27 protein-coding genes are annotated in these 12,758 nt (G+C 66.7%); 13 read left to right on the top strand and 14 right to left on the bottom strand.

Translation table 11 applies throughout. The features are described 5' to 3' along the window. Nucleotide 1: 1 nt before the first annotated feature. From LW587_RS08290 to LW587_RS08355, 14 genes are all read right to left on the bottom strand, one after another. On the bottom strand, nt 2-523 hold the full coding sequence (locus LW587_RS08290; protein ID WP_232629115.1) for a hypothetical protein: 522 nt from the start codon (nt 521-523) through the stop codon (nt 2-4). Beyond that, nucleotides 520-729, bottom strand: a complete 210-nt coding sequence (locus LW587_RS08295; protein WP_232629116.1) for a hypothetical protein — start codon at nt 727-729, stop codon at nt 520-522. The genes LW587_RS08290 and LW587_RS08295 overlap by 4 nt, the downstream gene beginning before the upstream one ends. After that, on the bottom strand, nt 726-1,235 hold the full coding sequence (locus LW587_RS08300) for a hypothetical protein (RefSeq protein ID WP_232629117.1): 510 nt from the start codon (nt 1,233-1,235) through the stop codon (nt 726-728). Before LW587_RS08300 ends, LW587_RS08295 begins: the two co-directional genes overlap by 4 nt. Beyond that, nucleotides 1,235-1,780, bottom strand: a complete 546-nt coding sequence (locus tag LW587_RS08305) for an HNH endonuclease signature motif containing protein (protein ID WP_232629118.1) — start codon at nt 1,778-1,780, stop codon at nt 1,235-1,237. The genes LW587_RS08300 and LW587_RS08305 overlap by 1 nt, the downstream gene beginning before the upstream one ends. Continuing rightward, a complete protein-coding gene (locus LW587_RS08310) occupies nt 1,777-2,415 on the bottom strand; it encodes a lambda exonuclease family protein (protein ID WP_232629119.1) in 639 nt (212 codons plus the stop codon). The genes LW587_RS08305 and LW587_RS08310 overlap by 4 nt, the downstream gene beginning before the upstream one ends. Continuing rightward, nucleotides 2,412-3,098, bottom strand: coding sequence for an ERF family protein (locus tag LW587_RS08315; RefSeq protein WP_232629120.1), 687 nt, complete (start codon nt 3,096-3,098; stop codon nt 2,412-2,414). The genes LW587_RS08310 and LW587_RS08315 overlap by 4 nt, the downstream gene beginning before the upstream one ends. Before the next feature lie 77 nt (nt 3,099-3,175). Continuing rightward, nucleotides 3,176-3,442 carry a hypothetical protein gene (locus tag LW587_RS08320; RefSeq protein ID WP_232629121.1) on the bottom strand — a complete coding sequence of 89 codons (267 nt, stop codon included), beginning with the start codon at nt 3,440-3,442 and terminating at the stop codon, nt 3,176-3,178. Next, nucleotides 3,439-3,729, bottom strand: a complete 291-nt coding sequence (locus LW587_RS08325; protein ID WP_232629122.1) for a hypothetical protein — start codon at nt 3,727-3,729, stop codon at nt 3,439-3,441. Before LW587_RS08325 ends, LW587_RS08320 begins: the two co-directional genes overlap by 4 nt. 2 nt (nt 3,730-3,731) lie before the next feature. Further along, a complete protein-coding gene (locus tag LW587_RS08330; protein WP_232629123.1) occupies nt 3,732-3,968 on the bottom strand; it encodes a hypothetical protein in 237 nt (78 codons plus the stop codon). Further along, the gene (locus LW587_RS08335; protein ID WP_232629124.1) at nt 3,968-4,105 is read right to left on the bottom strand and encodes a hypothetical protein; all 138 of its coding nucleotides are present in this window, start codon (nt 4,103-4,105) and stop codon (nt 3,968-3,970) included. The genes LW587_RS08330 and LW587_RS08335 overlap by 1 nt, the downstream gene beginning before the upstream one ends. Continuing rightward, nucleotides 4,077-4,283 (bottom strand): hypothetical protein, encoded by a 207-nt coding sequence (locus LW587_RS08340; protein WP_232629125.1) that lies wholly within the window; start codon nt 4,281-4,283, stop codon nt 4,077-4,079. The genes LW587_RS08335 and LW587_RS08340 overlap by 29 nt, the downstream gene beginning before the upstream one ends. Beyond that, the gene (locus LW587_RS08345) at nt 4,276-4,479 is read right to left on the bottom strand and encodes a hypothetical protein (RefSeq protein WP_232629126.1); all 204 of its coding nucleotides are present in this window, start codon (nt 4,477-4,479) and stop codon (nt 4,276-4,278) included. The genes LW587_RS08340 and LW587_RS08345 overlap by 8 nt, the downstream gene beginning before the upstream one ends. Beyond that, on the bottom strand, nt 4,479-4,688 hold the full coding sequence (locus tag LW587_RS08350) for a hypothetical protein (RefSeq protein ID WP_232629127.1): 210 nt from the start codon (nt 4,686-4,688) through the stop codon (nt 4,479-4,481). Before LW587_RS08350 ends, LW587_RS08345 begins: the two co-directional genes overlap by 1 nt. 435 nt (nt 4,689-5,123) lie before the next feature. Then, nucleotides 5,124-5,894: a S24 family peptidase gene (locus LW587_RS08355; RefSeq protein ID WP_232629128.1), complete on the bottom strand. Its 771-nt coding sequence runs from the start codon at nt 5,892-5,894 to the stop codon at nt 5,124-5,126. Nucleotides 5,895-5,999: 105 nt separating this feature from the next. Here LW587_RS08355 and LW587_RS08360 point away from each other — a divergent pair, with 105 nt between their 5' ends. The 13 genes from LW587_RS08360 (at nt 6,000) to nusG (ending at nt 12,738) form a co-directional block, all read left to right on the top strand. Continuing rightward, complete coding sequence (locus LW587_RS08360; protein ID WP_232629129.1) at nt 6,000-6,245, top strand: hypothetical protein; 246 nt, start codon at nt 6,000-6,002, stop codon at nt 6,243-6,245. Between the two features lie 503 nt (nt 6,246-6,748). Next, entirely contained in the window at nt 6,749-7,099 is a 351-nt protein-coding gene (locus tag LW587_RS08365; protein ID WP_232629130.1) for a hypothetical protein, read from the top strand. Beyond that, complete coding sequence (locus LW587_RS08370) at nt 7,096-7,296, top strand: hypothetical protein (protein WP_232629131.1); 201 nt, start codon at nt 7,096-7,098, stop codon at nt 7,294-7,296. Before LW587_RS08365 ends, LW587_RS08370 begins: the two co-directional genes overlap by 4 nt. A 76-nt stretch (nt 7,297-7,372) precedes the next feature. Then, on the top strand, nt 7,373-7,702 hold the full coding sequence (locus LW587_RS08375) for a hypothetical protein (protein WP_232629132.1): 330 nt from the start codon (nt 7,373-7,375) through the stop codon (nt 7,700-7,702). Continuing rightward, complete coding sequence (locus LW587_RS08380) at nt 7,695-8,513, top strand: DUF2303 family protein (protein ID WP_232629133.1); 819 nt, start codon at nt 7,695-7,697, stop codon at nt 8,511-8,513. The genes LW587_RS08375 and LW587_RS08380 overlap by 8 nt, the downstream gene beginning before the upstream one ends. A 4-nt stretch (nt 8,514-8,517) precedes the next feature. Further along, nucleotides 8,518-8,997 (top strand): hypothetical protein, encoded by a 480-nt coding sequence (locus LW587_RS08385; protein ID WP_232629134.1) that lies wholly within the window; start codon nt 8,518-8,520, stop codon nt 8,995-8,997. Beyond that, nucleotides 8,994-9,188: a hypothetical protein gene (locus LW587_RS08390; RefSeq protein WP_232629135.1), complete on the top strand. Its 195-nt coding sequence runs from the start codon at nt 8,994-8,996 to the stop codon at nt 9,186-9,188. The genes LW587_RS08385 and LW587_RS08390 overlap by 4 nt, the downstream gene beginning before the upstream one ends. Further along, nucleotides 9,185-9,865 (top strand): hypothetical protein, encoded by a 681-nt coding sequence (locus LW587_RS08395; RefSeq protein ID WP_232629136.1) that lies wholly within the window; start codon nt 9,185-9,187, stop codon nt 9,863-9,865. Before LW587_RS08390 ends, LW587_RS08395 begins: the two co-directional genes overlap by 4 nt. Next, a complete protein-coding gene (locus LW587_RS24020) occupies nt 9,862-9,996 on the top strand; it encodes a hypothetical protein (protein WP_269780310.1) in 135 nt (44 codons plus the stop codon). Before LW587_RS08395 ends, LW587_RS24020 begins: the two co-directional genes overlap by 4 nt. Nucleotides 9,997-10,253: 257 nt before the next feature. Beyond that, nucleotides 10,254-11,033, top strand: coding sequence for a hypothetical protein (locus LW587_RS08400; RefSeq protein ID WP_232629137.1), 780 nt, complete (start codon nt 10,254-10,256; stop codon nt 11,031-11,033). After that, complete coding sequence (locus LW587_RS08405; protein ID WP_232629138.1) at nt 10,933-11,640, top strand: hypothetical protein; 708 nt, start codon at nt 10,933-10,935, stop codon at nt 11,638-11,640. The genes LW587_RS08400 and LW587_RS08405 overlap by 101 nt, the downstream gene beginning before the upstream one ends. Nucleotides 11,641-11,848: 208 nt before the next feature. Then, nucleotides 11,849-12,061: an NrdR family transcriptional regulator gene (locus LW587_RS24210; protein ID WP_442919104.1), complete on the top strand. Its 213-nt coding sequence runs from the start codon at nt 11,849-11,851 to the stop codon at nt 12,059-12,061. A 14-nt stretch (nt 12,062-12,075) separates the two neighbouring features. Continuing rightward, entirely contained in the window at nt 12,076-12,738 is a 663-nt protein-coding gene (nusG, locus tag LW587_RS08410) for a transcription termination/antitermination protein NusG (RefSeq protein WP_232629139.1), read from the top strand. Nucleotides 12,739-12,758: the final 20 nt, after the last annotated feature.

Here is a 12,758-nt window from a genome sequence, read left to right on the forward strand (position 1 = left end):
GCTATGCGCCTCCGAAAAGCGAGCGACGGGGCGGGAGGGGCTTGGCGAGGGGAGTCGAGGCGCGGCGCTGTGGCTCGGCCTTCGGGAAGCTGGCGCCTTTGATCTGCTGCTTGGGCGTCGGCCGCTTGTCAGTCGGGGGCGCCCACGGTGCGATGCTCGGATCGTCCGGCGCGATCTCTCCACGACCGACCCGCGCCTCGACCAGCTGCCGGGTCTTGCGCATCTCGCCGACATCCGAGCCGGCCGTCGTGGCTCCGTTGCCGCGCGTCTTGATCGCGTGGCGGTAGTCGGGCCGGAACACGAGATAGCGGTCGTCGTGCTGGTGCGGGACGTGCTGACCTGTCTTCGGGCAGACATCGCGCAGGCCGAGGGCCGGGTCGTGGTCGCACTGCAAGACGACCTCATCGACCGGCACCTCAACCGGCACCATGCCGCAGCGCTTCATAAGCTCCGCGATCTGGCGCTTCGCGGCGGCGAGTTGCTTGCCGACAGGCGGAGTGCGGCGTGGCTCGGCGCGCTTCATAGTTCGGCCGCCTCTTCGGCGGTCCGGCCAGCATTCCACCAGCGCTTCACGTATTCCTGTAGGAACACCTCGCGCTCACACTTCGGGCATTCGAGGCTGGTGATGCGTTCTTGGCCCCAATAGGTGACGTGGCCTTGAAGTCGCTCTCCGTCCGTCATCGGGATTATGTGCTGACAGTGCGGGCACTCGATGCGATCGTCGGTCATGCCGCGGCCCTCCGCTCGCCAGCCGGCACGCCGACCAGATCGGACAGGTAATCGAGGACCGCCTGCTTGCTGGCCGCGAAGGTCTTGCGGTCCATGTTGCGGTAGTCCTGGGATCGGGCCCGCAGGATTGAGACGAGCGTGCCATCGATGACCACCACCGCGTAGGCGTCGAGCATCGCCGCCAGGGCCGCGACCCGGATTGCCTCGGCCTTGCTGGCGCAGGCCACGTCGTGCCGGCGGTGGAAGCCCGTCTGGATCAGGGCGCGCTTGCGGGCGTGCTCTGGCGTCGACAGGTCGCGAGAAGCGGCCTCGGGAAGGCTCTCCCAAAGCTCCTTCACCGCCGCGAAGTAGAAGGCGTGCGACTTGGACGAGCGCTCCTGCCGCTCCTCCATCGTGTAGGTCTGGCCGACCACGAGGAGTTCGTTGGCGCGGCGGGCCCAATGCGGGCCGGCGGGGACGAGGGCTTCGCCGTCCCAACGATAGGGGATCGGGGGTAGAGCGTCCATCAGATATCCCTCCACGTTGCGCAAGAAACAATTAGGCTTACATTCGCTTGGCAAATTCCGTATTTCGATGCGATCTTTCTTTGCGAGATGCCAGAAGCACTATCTCTTCGAACTGAAAGAACCATATCAGGCGACAGCTTTGACGCGCCGGCTCTAACGCCTTTGGCTTGACGGCCTTTGCGGACCATATCCGCCGAGTTGTCGGCGGCGGTTCCCCAGCAAAGGTTGTCGGGCCTATTGTTCGAAGGATCGTCATCCTTGTGCAGGACACGGTCTTGCCCTGCTTTGGGAGGGCCAAGAAAAGCCTCAGCTACTAGCCTATGCACATAGTGCGTCGTCCTGCGCCCATTGATTGATGCGTCAACTTGAATATATCCGGTCGGCAGTTTTCGCAGCGACAGGCATTCGAGCGGCGGCCGGATCGATCCGCCTCCGCCGAAGCGAGGAAGGTCCCTGCGAACCCGTCCGAACGAGGAGACGCTGTGTCCGGCAATGACAGACAGCGGCCTCCATTCTTCGTGCTCGACATGCAGGGCGTCGGTCATGCTGCGACCGCCTCCGCCGGAATCCCGTAGCGGCGGACCCGCTCGACCATCTCGGCGAGTTCGTCGTTGAAGGCGTCTACCGCGGAGCTGAGGCCGGCGATGTATGCCTCGTCCCGATGCGCCCGCTTCACGAACAGCGGCAGGCGCGGCCAGTAGACGGCGATGTCGATCCACTCGCGCTCGGCGACCCAGAGCACGCCCTGGCACTGCGCCTTGTGCTCGGCCGGGAACTCGTCCCGGAGGAGGCAGTCGATCAGCAGCGCCGGGAGCTTGGTCTTGATCTCCAGGGCGCCGCGGTCGCCGATCAGGCTGTCCGGGCTGCACCCTTTGGAACCGTTGACGACGAACCCGACCTGCTGCGGGTCCACGTCCGCCTGGAAGGCGTAGAGGTTGCGGGCCTCGGGCTCCAGCGCCTTGCCGCGCTCCATGTGCCCGTTGGTGTAGGTCTCAGCGATCTCGCCCGTCAGAAGCTCGCCGGCGAGGCGCATCATGTAGGCGCGGCGCGTCTTGCTGGCGCCGCCATCCCGGCCCTTGGCGAGGATCGTCGCGAACTCGGAGGCGGTCGGCAGACCAGCGCGTGCCGAGAACCACTCCGGCGAGCCCTGTTCACAGTCGAGGATGCGGAGAGTGCTCATCGGGCACCTCCGCGCGCCTGCTGGCGCTCCCGGAGGATGCTCATGGCCTCGCCGTATCGCCCAACCGGGATGGCGGCGACGGTCTCCACTCGGAAGATGCCGAGGAACTTGGCGAGGTTGGCGCCGGTCTCGCGCACCAAGGCCTCGATCTGTTCGACCTGCTGCGCGCCGATGCACGGCGGATCGCCGTAGTCGTTGCCGTCGTTGTCCTCGTTCGTGAGGGCGACGTTGAAGATCAGCAGCGTCAGGTAGCGCCGCCCGTAGCTCATCGTGGAGCCGAAGCCCTGGACCGCGGTCTTGTTCGCGCCGCCCTTCGCGCCGGCCGTATCGGATGGCAGGTCGGCATGAACGGTGCGCCGATGGCCAGCGGCGTGCGTGACCTCGCAGGTCAGTCGGTAGTGACCCTCGACCGGCGACGCGTCGGTCCCAAATGAGAGGGCAAAGCCGTGCCTCGTGTAGATCGGGGTGACGGCCTTCGCGATCGTTTCGAGCCGGGCGTAGGCGGACTTCGTGTGGCTGTTCTCAGCATCGCGAAGAACCTGGGGCATCTCGGCCTGGGCGGCCGTCATCGCCGCCTGGAACGCGGTCTCGGCCTCCCGAGCGACCATCCGCTCACGCATGGCGAACAGACGCTCCATCCGGTCGAGATCGACGGCCGGGTCACGGGCGGCGCGCTCGATCATGCTGATGATCGCGCTAGTCTCACTGGTCGGTGCGGCGGGCGCGGTCTCGCGCTCGGCAACGTGAGCAAGTTCACCCATTATGCGGCCTCCTGCGTTCGGGTTGTCTGGTGTTCCATGGCGTGCTGCACGGCCGCCTCGACCGCGCCGGCCGACCCGGCGAACGACAGGGCCTCGTTCCGCAGATCGGTCGCCCAGAGCGCCTGGCGGATGGAGCAGGAGCCTTCACGGGCGCCGGCCAGGACCCGGTCCATGTGATAGCGGGCGGTATCGAGAGCTTCCGCGGCGGAGCGGAGCGCGTCGTTGGTCTCGCCGAGCGAGAGGCAGGGCATGACGGGGGCGCTCATGCGTGCGCACTCACGACTTCAGGCGTGCCCGTGTTCCGGCCCGCGTTGATCGGGCGGGCCTCCGCGACGAAAGTCGGGTGCTGCTGCAAGAAGCTCTCGGCAGCGCGGTAGGCGAAGGCGTTGGCCGCGCTGGCCGTCGGGAATGGCCCGTAGTCGGAGACCTCTTCGACCCGCTGCACGTCGTGACCCGACATCTCGCGGACGACGGTGAAGGCGGAGCCGGTCGAGCGGACCGTGAAGGTGGCGCGCTGCTGCTGACGGCAGGCGAGGGCTGCGGAGGCGGCCATGGTCAGTGCCCCTTGCCGGCCGCGGCAAAGCGCTCGCGGATGATGTTTCGGATGTCGGCAGCGATGGCGTCGGCGCCGCCGATGGCCTGCTTCTCGGTCAAGCCGGGCAGGGCCAGAAGCAGGTCGGCGGTAAGCATCTCGATCGCCCCGACCACGTCGGCGTGGCGCTTGCCGGCGAATGTGCGATTGCATTGCTGCCGAAGAATTTGCGCGCGATGAGGATCGGCCTGCCCGGTCATCACAGCCACCCATTCTCGAAGAGGCACCAGATCACCGTGCCGGGCGCGCCGACGGCGATGGCGAGAGCAACAAGCCCGATGGCCGCCGCGGTCAGATCAGGGCGCGGCTCAGCGGCCGACGACAGATGCGGCGTCATGGGCGGTCTCGGAGTTCAGGTTGGCGGGGGAAGGAATAGTGGCCGGGCCAGTCGTCACGGCAGAGCGGACGCGGCGCGGAGAGGGCGTGCGGCACAGGACCCAGAGCAGGGTCACGACGGAGGCGCCGAGGAAGGTGCTGGCCGTGAGGAGCGCGATGGCGGGCCAGGGGTCAGCCATCGGCGCGGGCCCCGGCGATATCGTCGGCGCGCTGGATCTCGATGGCGATATGAAAGCCGCGCTCAATCTCGTCGGCGGTGATGCCCGGCCATCGATCGAGCATGGCGTCCACCCAGACAGAAGGGTCGTCCTCCTGACGGATGCCCTCCCCACGGATCAGCATCTGAGCGACGGCGGCGGAGAGATCGCCCTCCATCACGCCGCCTCCGCCAGGAGAGCGTCGAAGCCGGCCACGCACTCGTCGATGGCAGCAGCCTCGCGGCGGTCGCGCTCGATCAGGTCGAGGATGTGCGCCTCAGCGTCACCGCGGGTCTCGATGGCCTCGTAGCCAAGGACCGGGCCGCGGGCGTCGTAGATCGCGTACAGGCCGTCGAGGCGGCGCTGGGTGAAGTAGGCGGGGGCCATCGGGGCGCTCCATCGCGGGGTGGCGATGGGCAGACCCTATCAGCGGTATTTGTACCGCGTCAAGTCAGAAGCGGTAGAAAAACCGTCAAGCGGCGACGCGGAGATATGCCCGCCATCCACAGCGAGCCAAACGTGCTCAATGTGCTCTCGACAACCGCAGGAAATGAGAACACCCTGGCAACATCGTTCCAGGAGTCGTCAGTGCAGGTAGAAGCGGTCGGGTCTCCAAGGCGTCTCTACCGCGTCCGTTTGCGGTGCCTCTCATGCATGGGGGAGAGCTATCGCTCGGTGCTCGTGGATCCGGCTAGGGCCGCGACGCCCAAGTGCGTGGATGGTGTGATCCGCTCCGCCTCTCACCGAGAAAGCTTTGAGTGCGAGACCTGTACAGGGCAGCGCAGCCGGATCGTCGCCTATTTCGCGGAAGGGGCTTGACCGTCAGAGCCGGTTCATCACGCTCCGGACCAGAGCCAAAATGCGCACTTCCTTGCCGTCCTCTGCAGTCATGTCGTGCGGGGTAACGATAGGCTTAAGCTTTTTGTTGTGCGATCTCGGATGAAACTCGTAGCGATCTTCGTACACTTCAAGTTGTTTGACGGATCGCTCGACAAGGAGACCTCCATCCTTGCTCTGCTGCACGACAACGATAAGTCCTGTATGCAGGGCGACTCGGCCATTAAGCCCCTCGAAGTCCAGGGCAATGAGCCTGTCCCCGTTCATAATAGGCCTTGGTGACAGCGCATTCATCGAGTCGCCGCGCACTTCAAATTGCAGTTGCTGCACCCAAGGATAATCGGGGTCGGCCGGATAGGCGATGACCTCATGCTCGATGTCGTCGAAATCGGCGACTTCTCGGAAGGAGCCTGCCTCGACCACCCCGGCATAGATGACCCGGGCTAGCCGTGCGTTGACGAGCACCGCGTCTCCGATCTCATTCGGACCATCTGCGAGCGCATGATTCTCCTCGCCGGGCTCGCCGACCGTCTCCGGGCCAGCGCCCGCAAAAAGCCAGACCGGGGTCGTGCCCAGCACGGGAGCAAGTGCGTTCAGGGTGGCGGTGCTGACACCCTGCCGGCCGTCCTTCTCGAGCGCGCGGCGTAGGTTCCGGATCGCGTCCGGCTTACCCGCCAGCTTCGAAGCGGCGCTCTCTGTCAAGCCGACCGCCTCCAGGCGCCGCTCAATCCGAGCCAAAATCTCGTGCATTTCCATGGCGGTAGGATAACCGCACGAAGCGGCCGCACAGAGCGGTAATAAGGCCGTTGACACTAACGGTATTTCTACCGATATTGGTCTGGTCCTTCCTTGCAGGCTCCCATGACCGGCCGAGACCAGATCCTCGAACTCGCATCGATCTATGGGCAGGCCCTCGGTCTCGAGCGCACGACCGTTAGCTGGCGCCTGTTCCAGGACACCAACAAGCTTGATGCCATCGCGGCCGGCCGGGACCTTTATCTCGGCCGCTACGAGAGGGCGATGCGCTTCTTCGCGGATAGCTGGCCTCCTCATCTCGATTGGCCTGAGGGGATCACGCGGCCGGCGCCGGCGAGGCAGTCGGCATGACCCGCGCCCTCGCCATCCTTCTGGCCTGCATCCTCGTCGCCCTTGGGGCTGAGGGTCTGTCCCGGGCCTACGTCGATCTCCCGCGCATGCCGTGGAGCGAGCGGTGATCGCCGCCTCATCCACCCTGCCTCAGCCCGCCGTGCATCCGCACCAGCCGGGCCATCATCTGGCGACCGCGCTTGGTCGCCCCGTCCTCCGCCGCCGGCCTGCCAGAGCCTTCGGCGTCATCCCCTCGGCCGTCTTCGTTCTGCGTTCGGCCGTGCTCTGGGCCCGAGGCCCTGGTTCCTCCCTGACTGAGCGGTCGGCCTTGCAGGGCTGGCCGCTCCTTTTCGGGAGCCTGGTTCGCGTCCGGTCCGGTGTCCGCCGTCCGGTCGCTGTCTCTGCCATCGTGCTTCGTGCGTGCTTCCCGATCCATTCGGCCGGGTCCGCCTGATATGTCCGCCGCCTCCTTCACCGCCGGCCCCTCGCTGTCCTCTCCAATGCACACAGCATCGGGGAGGACGATGAAACAGTCGCCAGGGAACGACACCACAGTTGTGGGTGATGAGCGCACAGTTGTTGCTGAGAAGACGATGGAGTTTCTGCGGCGGGTTCACCCGCAGAAGACAGCGGACAACGTGTCGGCTGACACCGGCATCGCCGTCAGCACGATCGGGCGCTGGCTCGACCGTGGGTCGGCGCCGACCTCGTGGGCCTTCCTCCGGCTGATCTCGGCTTATGGGCCGGAGTTCGCCGTCGCGGTGATGGACCACCCGCCCGCGTGGCTCGACCGCGCCGCACGGGAAGAGGAGTCGCGTCGCCTTCGAGCGCAGATTGCAGCGCTTCAGTCTCGCCTTGATGGAGCTGCCACATGAGGGCTGTCCGCGGACTGACCGACATTGCCCGCGCGCTTATCGGCAGCCTGATCCGGCGCACGATCGGCTTCGTGGCCTCCATCCTCGTATGGGCGACCGACCTCGCCGATGCGGTCGATCCGCCGCGCGAGTGGCGCCCCCGTCTCTGGCAGCGCGACCGCGATCCCCGCAGCGAGACCGAGGAGCGCCAGCCGTAGCACTGCAACCCATTCCGCGGGGCCGCGCCCTGCAGAGCCCGCGGCGGGCGGCTCCCGCCACATGAGGAACTACGCGATGTCTAGGCCCTTTGCGGATGTGCTGCGAGAACTCAACGGCGACGCCTACGACGAACTGACCTTGCAACTCGGCGAGGTCGTCCAGGCGGTGATGCAGACCGGCAAGGCCGGCTCACTCAACCTCAGTCTCAAGATCGCCGCCAACGGTCCGGGCTCAGTAACGATCACCGACGAGATCAAGGTGAAGGTGCCCGAGGCCGCGCGCCCGAAGACGATGTTCTTCGCGACCGAGTCCGGCTCGCTGATGCGCAACAACCCGCGCCAGCACGAGATGAACCTTCGCGACGTGTCCGACACCTCCGAGATGAAGGAAGCGCGCAATGCTTGACGAGAGCGCCATCCAGAAAATCGCCGACCTTGACGCGGACGGTGTCGGCAAGGTCGTCGGCACACAGGACGGTCGCGAGCGGGTGTTCTCGCCGCCGGGCTGGAACGAGCGCGTCGTCGAGCCGATCGACAAGCCGCTCTCAAGCCACATCCGTCAGGTCGTGGCCCTTGAGGACGCCGCGTCCTTCGCCGCCTACGTCAACGCTTTTAAGACGTTGCGCTCGCGTCTGTTCGTCTCGGTGTCGCATCACAGCATGACGGCGCACCTCGACTACCACGCCGCCGCCAACGGGGACGAGGCCGGCAAGCCCGACTACCTCGACCACAAGGCCTCTTACACGATGCCGTTCTCGGAGGAATGGACGCGCTGGTCGCGCGTCGATGGCGTCGCCATGCCTCAGGCCAAGTTCGCCGAATTCTTGGAGGAGAACCTGCAGGACATCGTAGAGCCGGCCGGCGCCTCGGTGCTTGAGGTGGCCCTCCAACTTCAGTCGAAGAAGAAGGTGCAGTTCGACAGCGGCGTTCGCCTGCAGGACGGCTCGACCCAGCTTACCTACCGCGAGGAGGTCGAGGCCGGCACAAAGGGCAACGTAAAGATCCCGACTGAGTTCGTGATCGGCATCCCCGTGTTCTTCGGCGGCGACCGCTACAAGATCAAGGCTTTCCTCCGCTACCGGATCGACGAGGGCAAACTCGCCTTTCACATCGTCCTGCATCGCAAGCAGTTCGTCCTTCAGGACGCGGTGCAGACGACGGCGAAGGCGGTCGGCGAAGAGACCGGCCTGTCGCCGCTGTTCGGCTCGGTGGGCTGACGGCATGGGCGCGCCCGTCCTCCCTCATCGCCGGATGGGCGCGCGCCGTCGCGCCGAGATCGCGGCCGGCAAGGCTGCTTTCGCTCAGCGCACAGACGCCGAGCGCATCGTCCTGTGCCTGCCCACGCCGATTAGCGTCAACGACCTGCACGCCCCTCGCGCGGGCGGCGGCATCCGTCGCTCCGACGCCTATGAGGCGTGGCTCACGGAAGCCGGCTGGCGGCTCGCCGCTCAGCGTCCGGGCCGCATCGCCGGCCGCTACACGCTGGACCTTGGCTTGCCGCGTGAAAGCGGGCTCGACCTCGACAACGCGGTGAAGGCGGCCAGCGACCTCCTCCAGCTTCACGGCGTGATCCGCAACGACCGGAACGCCGAGCGCATCGGCCTCTGGTGGCAGGACGCGACGGCCGAGACGGTCATTGTCGTCGAGCCGGCCGATGCCCCCGTGACCATGCCGTATCTCGCGAACGGAGGCCTCGCATGACCGCCGCCTGGCAGGACGACTCCTGGCCCCGCTCCGAGACATGCAAGCGCCTCGTCGCCCACCTCTGGGCTCGGCGCAAGGACACCGTTGAGATCGCGAAGGCGGCCAGTCTCACTGAGGCGGAAGCCTACAGCATTCTCGCCCGCATCCAGGACGAGCGCCACGCCCCCCGTCAGGGAGCCCGCGCATGAATGCGCCTTCCGCCCGCGGACTGTTCCGCGCCACCGGCAAACGCCCGAAGCCGGTCCACATCCGCGACCTCGTCACCGGCGAGATCGTGAAGGCCGACGCCCTGCTGCGAGAGGAGGACGACTTCTACCCGACCCCGCCCGAGCCGACTCGCGCTATCTTGGCTGCTGAGGGCCCGCGCCTGCGAGAATTCAGCGCCTTGTGGGAGCCTGCGGCGGGCGACGGCGCCATGGTGCGCGAGATGCAGGCGTTTGGCCTGAAAGTCGTCGCTAGCGACCTCATCGACCGTGGTTGTGGGGCTGAGATCCGCTCTTTCTACGAATTCGGCCAAGCGCTCGGCCCGGCCATCCTCACCAATCCCCCATTCGATGAGTGCAACAGAGACCCTGGTTTCGTCCGTCACGCCCTAGAGGTGTTGGGGGTCGAATACATGGCTCTGCTCCTACCGATCAATTGGGTCGGCGCATCTGGCCGCGCGGCTCTCTGGGCAAAGTTTCCGCCTTCCCGCCTGTACGTCATGCGGTGGCGCATCGACTTCACCGGTCAGGGGGCTCCGCCGATGCTGAACGGCTGGTTCGTCTGGGATCGGGCGCATCGCGGCGAAACCGTTCTGCGCATGCTGGATCGAGTGGACGTGCGCCAGTCGTCGCTTTTCTCGAATGAGGGGAGCCGCGCATGACCAGCGCCGTCCGCCTCTGCCCGGTCTGCAAGGGCCAGATCCTTCGCACCTCTCGCGCCGTCTACTGCTCGTCTGTCTGCAAGGACGCGCGCAACAACGCGATCAAGACTGAGCGCCGGAGGAAGGCCTGATGGCGGCCCGCCCCAAGCTCGTCGGCGATCCCGACTACCTCGACCCCTCATGGGCTCGTGAGCCTGCTGAGACGGCTCAGGCCGGCGTCCAGGCTGATTGCGACATCTGCGGTCTCGTTGGTGCTGGCTGCTTTGGCTTCGGTGCCTCTCGGACCAGCCGGGGCACCTGGGCCTGCACGGACGCGGTTTGCCGGGCCGAGGCTGAAACTCGGTCTCTCGGAGCAACCACACCTCTCATCGCTGCGGAGTGAGCCCACGTGGCTGACCAAACGCTGATCGCCGACCTGGCCCGCGCCGGTCTCGACCCCGAGCTTCTGCAACGGGTCGTGCTCGAACTGGCCCGCGCCACCGCTCAGAACGAAGCGATTGAGGCGCGCCGCCAGAACGACCGTGATCGTCAGGCCCGCCGTCGTCACGTGACGTCACGTGAAGTCACGGAGTGTCACGCGACGTCCGGTGACGTCGATTTGCAAAAAGACGGTCCCCACACCCCTAAGAAAAACTACTCTCAGGTTTCCCCTGAGAACCCTGACGGGTTCTCTGCCCCCAAGGGGGCGAAAACGACTCGCAAGCCTCGAAATCGGGCTTTGCCGACCGAATGGCAGCCCGGCGAGCGCAGCGATCGGGTCAGGGCCGAGTTGGGCCGCAACGTCAACTGGATGCGCCGGACGGCCGCCGCGATGCGGACTTGGGCCGAGAGCAAGGGCGAGGTTCGCGCCGACTGGGATGCGACCCACGAAGGCTGGATGCGCCGTGAGGCCGAACGGGAATGCGAGCGCGGCGCCGGCCGCCCCCAGCAACGCGCTGGGCCGGCCGCGAAGCCTTCATCCCACGGTGCCCTCTCCCGCGTCGCCGACCTGCTGAGCGTTCCAAATGGCCAATCTTCAGACCCGACAGAGTTCGCCGATCACGGCCCCCTCATCGACCACGAGGGCGATGGCCGATACGATCGGGAAGTTCACGAACCGACTGGAGGACAAGCCGGGCGATTTTCGCCGCAAGCTGCTCTCCGCCTCGTTGGCGCCGGCCGGCACTGAGCGCGAGGCCCTTGAGGCCCGCCGCGCTGAACTTCAGCGTTCTCTCCGCCCGACGCCTGACGACACCGCCCGTGCCGTCATCACACTGCTGCTGGCAAGCGGGAAATCCTACGGCATGACCGAGCGGGAAAGCGACGCTCGCGAGATGCTGTACGGCGAGGCTCTGCGGCAGGAGCCGACTTGGGCCATCGAAAAGGCCCGGCAGCGGTTCGCGAAGGGCGGCTGGCAGTGCAATTGGGACGGCCGCGACGTCCCCCCCACGGCCAGCGTAGTCGCCGAGTGCCGCTTCATTACGCTTGAGGTTGAAACCGAAATCGGTCGCATCAACGCGATCCTCGACGCCGAACTCGTCGACACCGACACCACCGAAAACGAGCGCCGCGAGGCCGTCGCCCGGTGGGAGCAGATCAAGGCCCAGATGGGTCGCTCCAACGTCATCACTGAGCGGACGGGCGAGGAAATCGACCGAGAGCGGGCGGAGCAGGTGCGGGCAAACGCGGCGGTCGAATTACGCGACGCCATGGCGCGAAAAGCTGCTGGCCTGCCGCCGGCGCCGAGCCCCTTCGCGCCTCGCCGGGCCTATGCCGAAGCGGAGGGCGGCGCCTGATGCCCCGCCGCATGACCTCTCATCCCAGCGGCCGACCCATCCGCGAGCCCGCCCGCCGCTCCTGGCCAATGGCAGGCGGATTCACCCTTGGCTTCCGCTGCCCTCGCCTCAATCCCCAGCACATAGAGCAGGCCACCGATACGCACGCGGTGGGCTTCGTCGATCACCGTATCGTCGCCGCCCAGGCCGAGATTGAGGGCCGTCGGCGATGATCCCGTGCCCTGCCTGCGGTTGGCCGACATCCCGCGTCCTGGACAGCCGCGACGTTCCTGGCGCCGTTCGTCGTCGACGCCGCTGCCTGCGCTGCGCCACCACCTGGGGCACGCAGGAGCGAGCAGAGGAAGGCTCCGAACGCCGGCCGCTCCGCCGCTCTGATCGACAGCGTGCCGCCCTATCGCTTCCGCCCCCTCCTGTTGCGTAGCCGAGGAAGACGAGATGACGACTCCCTACGAAGCCAAAGCAACGCCGCAGCACAGCGCGACCCTGCCGCTTCATGTCCTCGCGCATGACGAGGCGCTGGGGCTGGGCGAGCGTTGCCGCTGGCCTCGCCCAGCCGCTTGCCCTGATGACGCGCCCGAGCGGATCGGCCGGTTCGATCCGGGCCTGACCTACTATGCCGCCAGCGTGGCCCCGAGCGGCGAGCGCAGGGCAAGCGAGTGGCTGGAGCGCGCCGGCTACTCACCATTCGTGCCGAGCCGCATCGTGGAAAGGCGGCACGCGGGCCGGAAGACGCTGGTTCGGCGCCCGGTCTTCCCCGGCTACGCGTTCGTCGGTAAGTCCAAGGCGCAATCCTGGCACGGCATCCTGCGGGAGCCGGGTGTCGTGTCTCTGGTGGCGGCGGGCTCGACGCCGATCGTTCTGCCGCCGTGGCAGATGAGGCTTCTGGCAGCGGCCGATGAGTTCGACGCCTACGAGGCTCCGAAGCCGCACGCCTCGTTCCACGAAGGTCAGGCCGTGCGCGTTGTCGGGGCGATGTGGGAAGGACTGATCGGACAGGTGATGCGGGCGCCCGAGAGTCGGCGCATCGCCATCCTCCTCGATGCACGGGGAAAGAAGCTCAAGATGGATGTGGACGTTGACTTGCTGAAAGCGGCGTGACATCTAGATACCTACGCATC

It is taken from the genome of Methylobacterium sp. Leaf118 (assembly GCF_920984675.1).
Taxonomy (GTDB): Bacteria; Pseudomonadota; Alphaproteobacteria; order Rhizobiales; family Beijerinckiaceae; genus Methylobacterium.

Excerpts from the sequence above, each read along its gene's own strand:
- LW587_RS08290 (WP_232629115.1), bottom strand. The coding sequence starts at position 523 with ATGAAGCGCGCCGAGCCACGCCGCACTCCGCCTGTCGGCAAGCAACTC.
- LW587_RS08295 (WP_232629116.1), bottom strand. The coding sequence starts at position 729 with ATGACCGACGATCGCATCGAGTGCCCGCACTGTCAGCACATAATCCCG.
- LW587_RS08300 (WP_232629117.1), bottom strand. The coding sequence starts at position 1,235 with ATGGACGCTCTACCCCCGATCCCCTATCGTTGGGACGGCGAAGCCCTC.
- LW587_RS08305 (WP_232629118.1), bottom strand. The coding sequence starts at position 1,780 with ATGACCGACGCCCTGCATGTCGAGCACGAAGAATGGAGGCCGCTGTCT.
- LW587_RS08310 (WP_232629119.1), bottom strand. The coding sequence starts at position 2,415 with ATGAGCACTCTCCGCATCCTCGACTGTGAACAGGGCTCGCCGGAGTGG.
- LW587_RS08315 (WP_232629120.1), bottom strand. The coding sequence starts at position 3,098 with ATGATCGAGCGCGCCGCCCGTGACCCGGCCGTCGATCTCGACCGGATG.
- LW587_RS08320 (WP_232629121.1), bottom strand. The coding sequence starts at position 3,442 with ATGAGCGCCCCCGTCATGCCCTGCCTCTCGCTCGGCGAGACCAACGAC.
- LW587_RS08325 (WP_232629122.1), bottom strand. The coding sequence starts at position 3,729 with ATGGCCGCCTCCGCAGCCCTCGCCTGCCGTCAGCAGCAGCGCGCCACC.
- LW587_RS08330 (WP_232629123.1), bottom strand. The coding sequence starts at position 3,968 with ATGACCGGGCAGGCCGATCCTCATCGCGCGCAAATTCTTCGGCAGCAA.
- LW587_RS08335 (WP_232629124.1), bottom strand. The coding sequence starts at position 4,105 with ATGACGCCGCATCTGTCGTCGGCCGCTGAGCCGCGCCCTGATCTGACC.
- LW587_RS08340 (WP_232629125.1), bottom strand. The coding sequence starts at position 4,283 with ATGGCTGACCCCTGGCCCGCCATCGCGCTCCTCACGGCCAGCACCTTC.
- LW587_RS08345 (WP_232629126.1), bottom strand. The coding sequence starts at position 4,479 with ATGGAGGGCGATCTCTCCGCCGCCGTCGCTCAGATGCTGATCCGTGGG.
- LW587_RS08350 (WP_232629127.1), bottom strand. The coding sequence starts at position 4,688 with ATGGCCCCCGCCTACTTCACCCAGCGCCGCCTCGACGGCCTGTACGCG.
- LW587_RS08355 (WP_232629128.1), bottom strand. The coding sequence starts at position 5,894 with ATGGAAATGCACGAGATTTTGGCTCGGATTGAGCGGCGCCTGGAGGCG.
- LW587_RS08360 (WP_232629129.1), top strand. The coding sequence starts at position 6,000 with ATGACCGGCCGAGACCAGATCCTCGAACTCGCATCGATCTATGGGCAG.
- LW587_RS08365 (WP_232629130.1), top strand. The coding sequence starts at position 6,749 with ATGAAACAGTCGCCAGGGAACGACACCACAGTTGTGGGTGATGAGCGC.
- LW587_RS08370 (WP_232629131.1), top strand. The coding sequence starts at position 7,096 with ATGAGGGCTGTCCGCGGACTGACCGACATTGCCCGCGCGCTTATCGGC.
- LW587_RS08375 (WP_232629132.1), top strand. The coding sequence starts at position 7,373 with ATGTCTAGGCCCTTTGCGGATGTGCTGCGAGAACTCAACGGCGACGCC.
- LW587_RS08380 (WP_232629133.1), top strand. The coding sequence starts at position 7,695 with ATGCTTGACGAGAGCGCCATCCAGAAAATCGCCGACCTTGACGCGGAC.
- LW587_RS08385 (WP_232629134.1), top strand. The coding sequence starts at position 8,518 with ATGGGCGCGCCCGTCCTCCCTCATCGCCGGATGGGCGCGCGCCGTCGC.
- LW587_RS08390 (WP_232629135.1), top strand. The coding sequence starts at position 8,994 with ATGACCGCCGCCTGGCAGGACGACTCCTGGCCCCGCTCCGAGACATGC.
- LW587_RS08395 (WP_232629136.1), top strand. The coding sequence starts at position 9,185 with ATGAATGCGCCTTCCGCCCGCGGACTGTTCCGCGCCACCGGCAAACGC.
- LW587_RS24020 (WP_269780310.1), top strand. The coding sequence starts at position 9,862 with ATGACCAGCGCCGTCCGCCTCTGCCCGGTCTGCAAGGGCCAGATCCTT.
- LW587_RS08405 (WP_232629138.1), top strand. The coding sequence starts at position 10,933 with ATGGCCGATACGATCGGGAAGTTCACGAACCGACTGGAGGACAAGCCG.
- LW587_RS24210 (WP_442919104.1), top strand. The coding sequence starts at position 11,849 with ATGATCCCGTGCCCTGCCTGCGGTTGGCCGACATCCCGCGTCCTGGAC.
- nusG (WP_232629139.1), top strand. The coding sequence starts at position 12,076 with ATGACGACTCCCTACGAAGCCAAAGCAACGCCGCAGCACAGCGCGACC.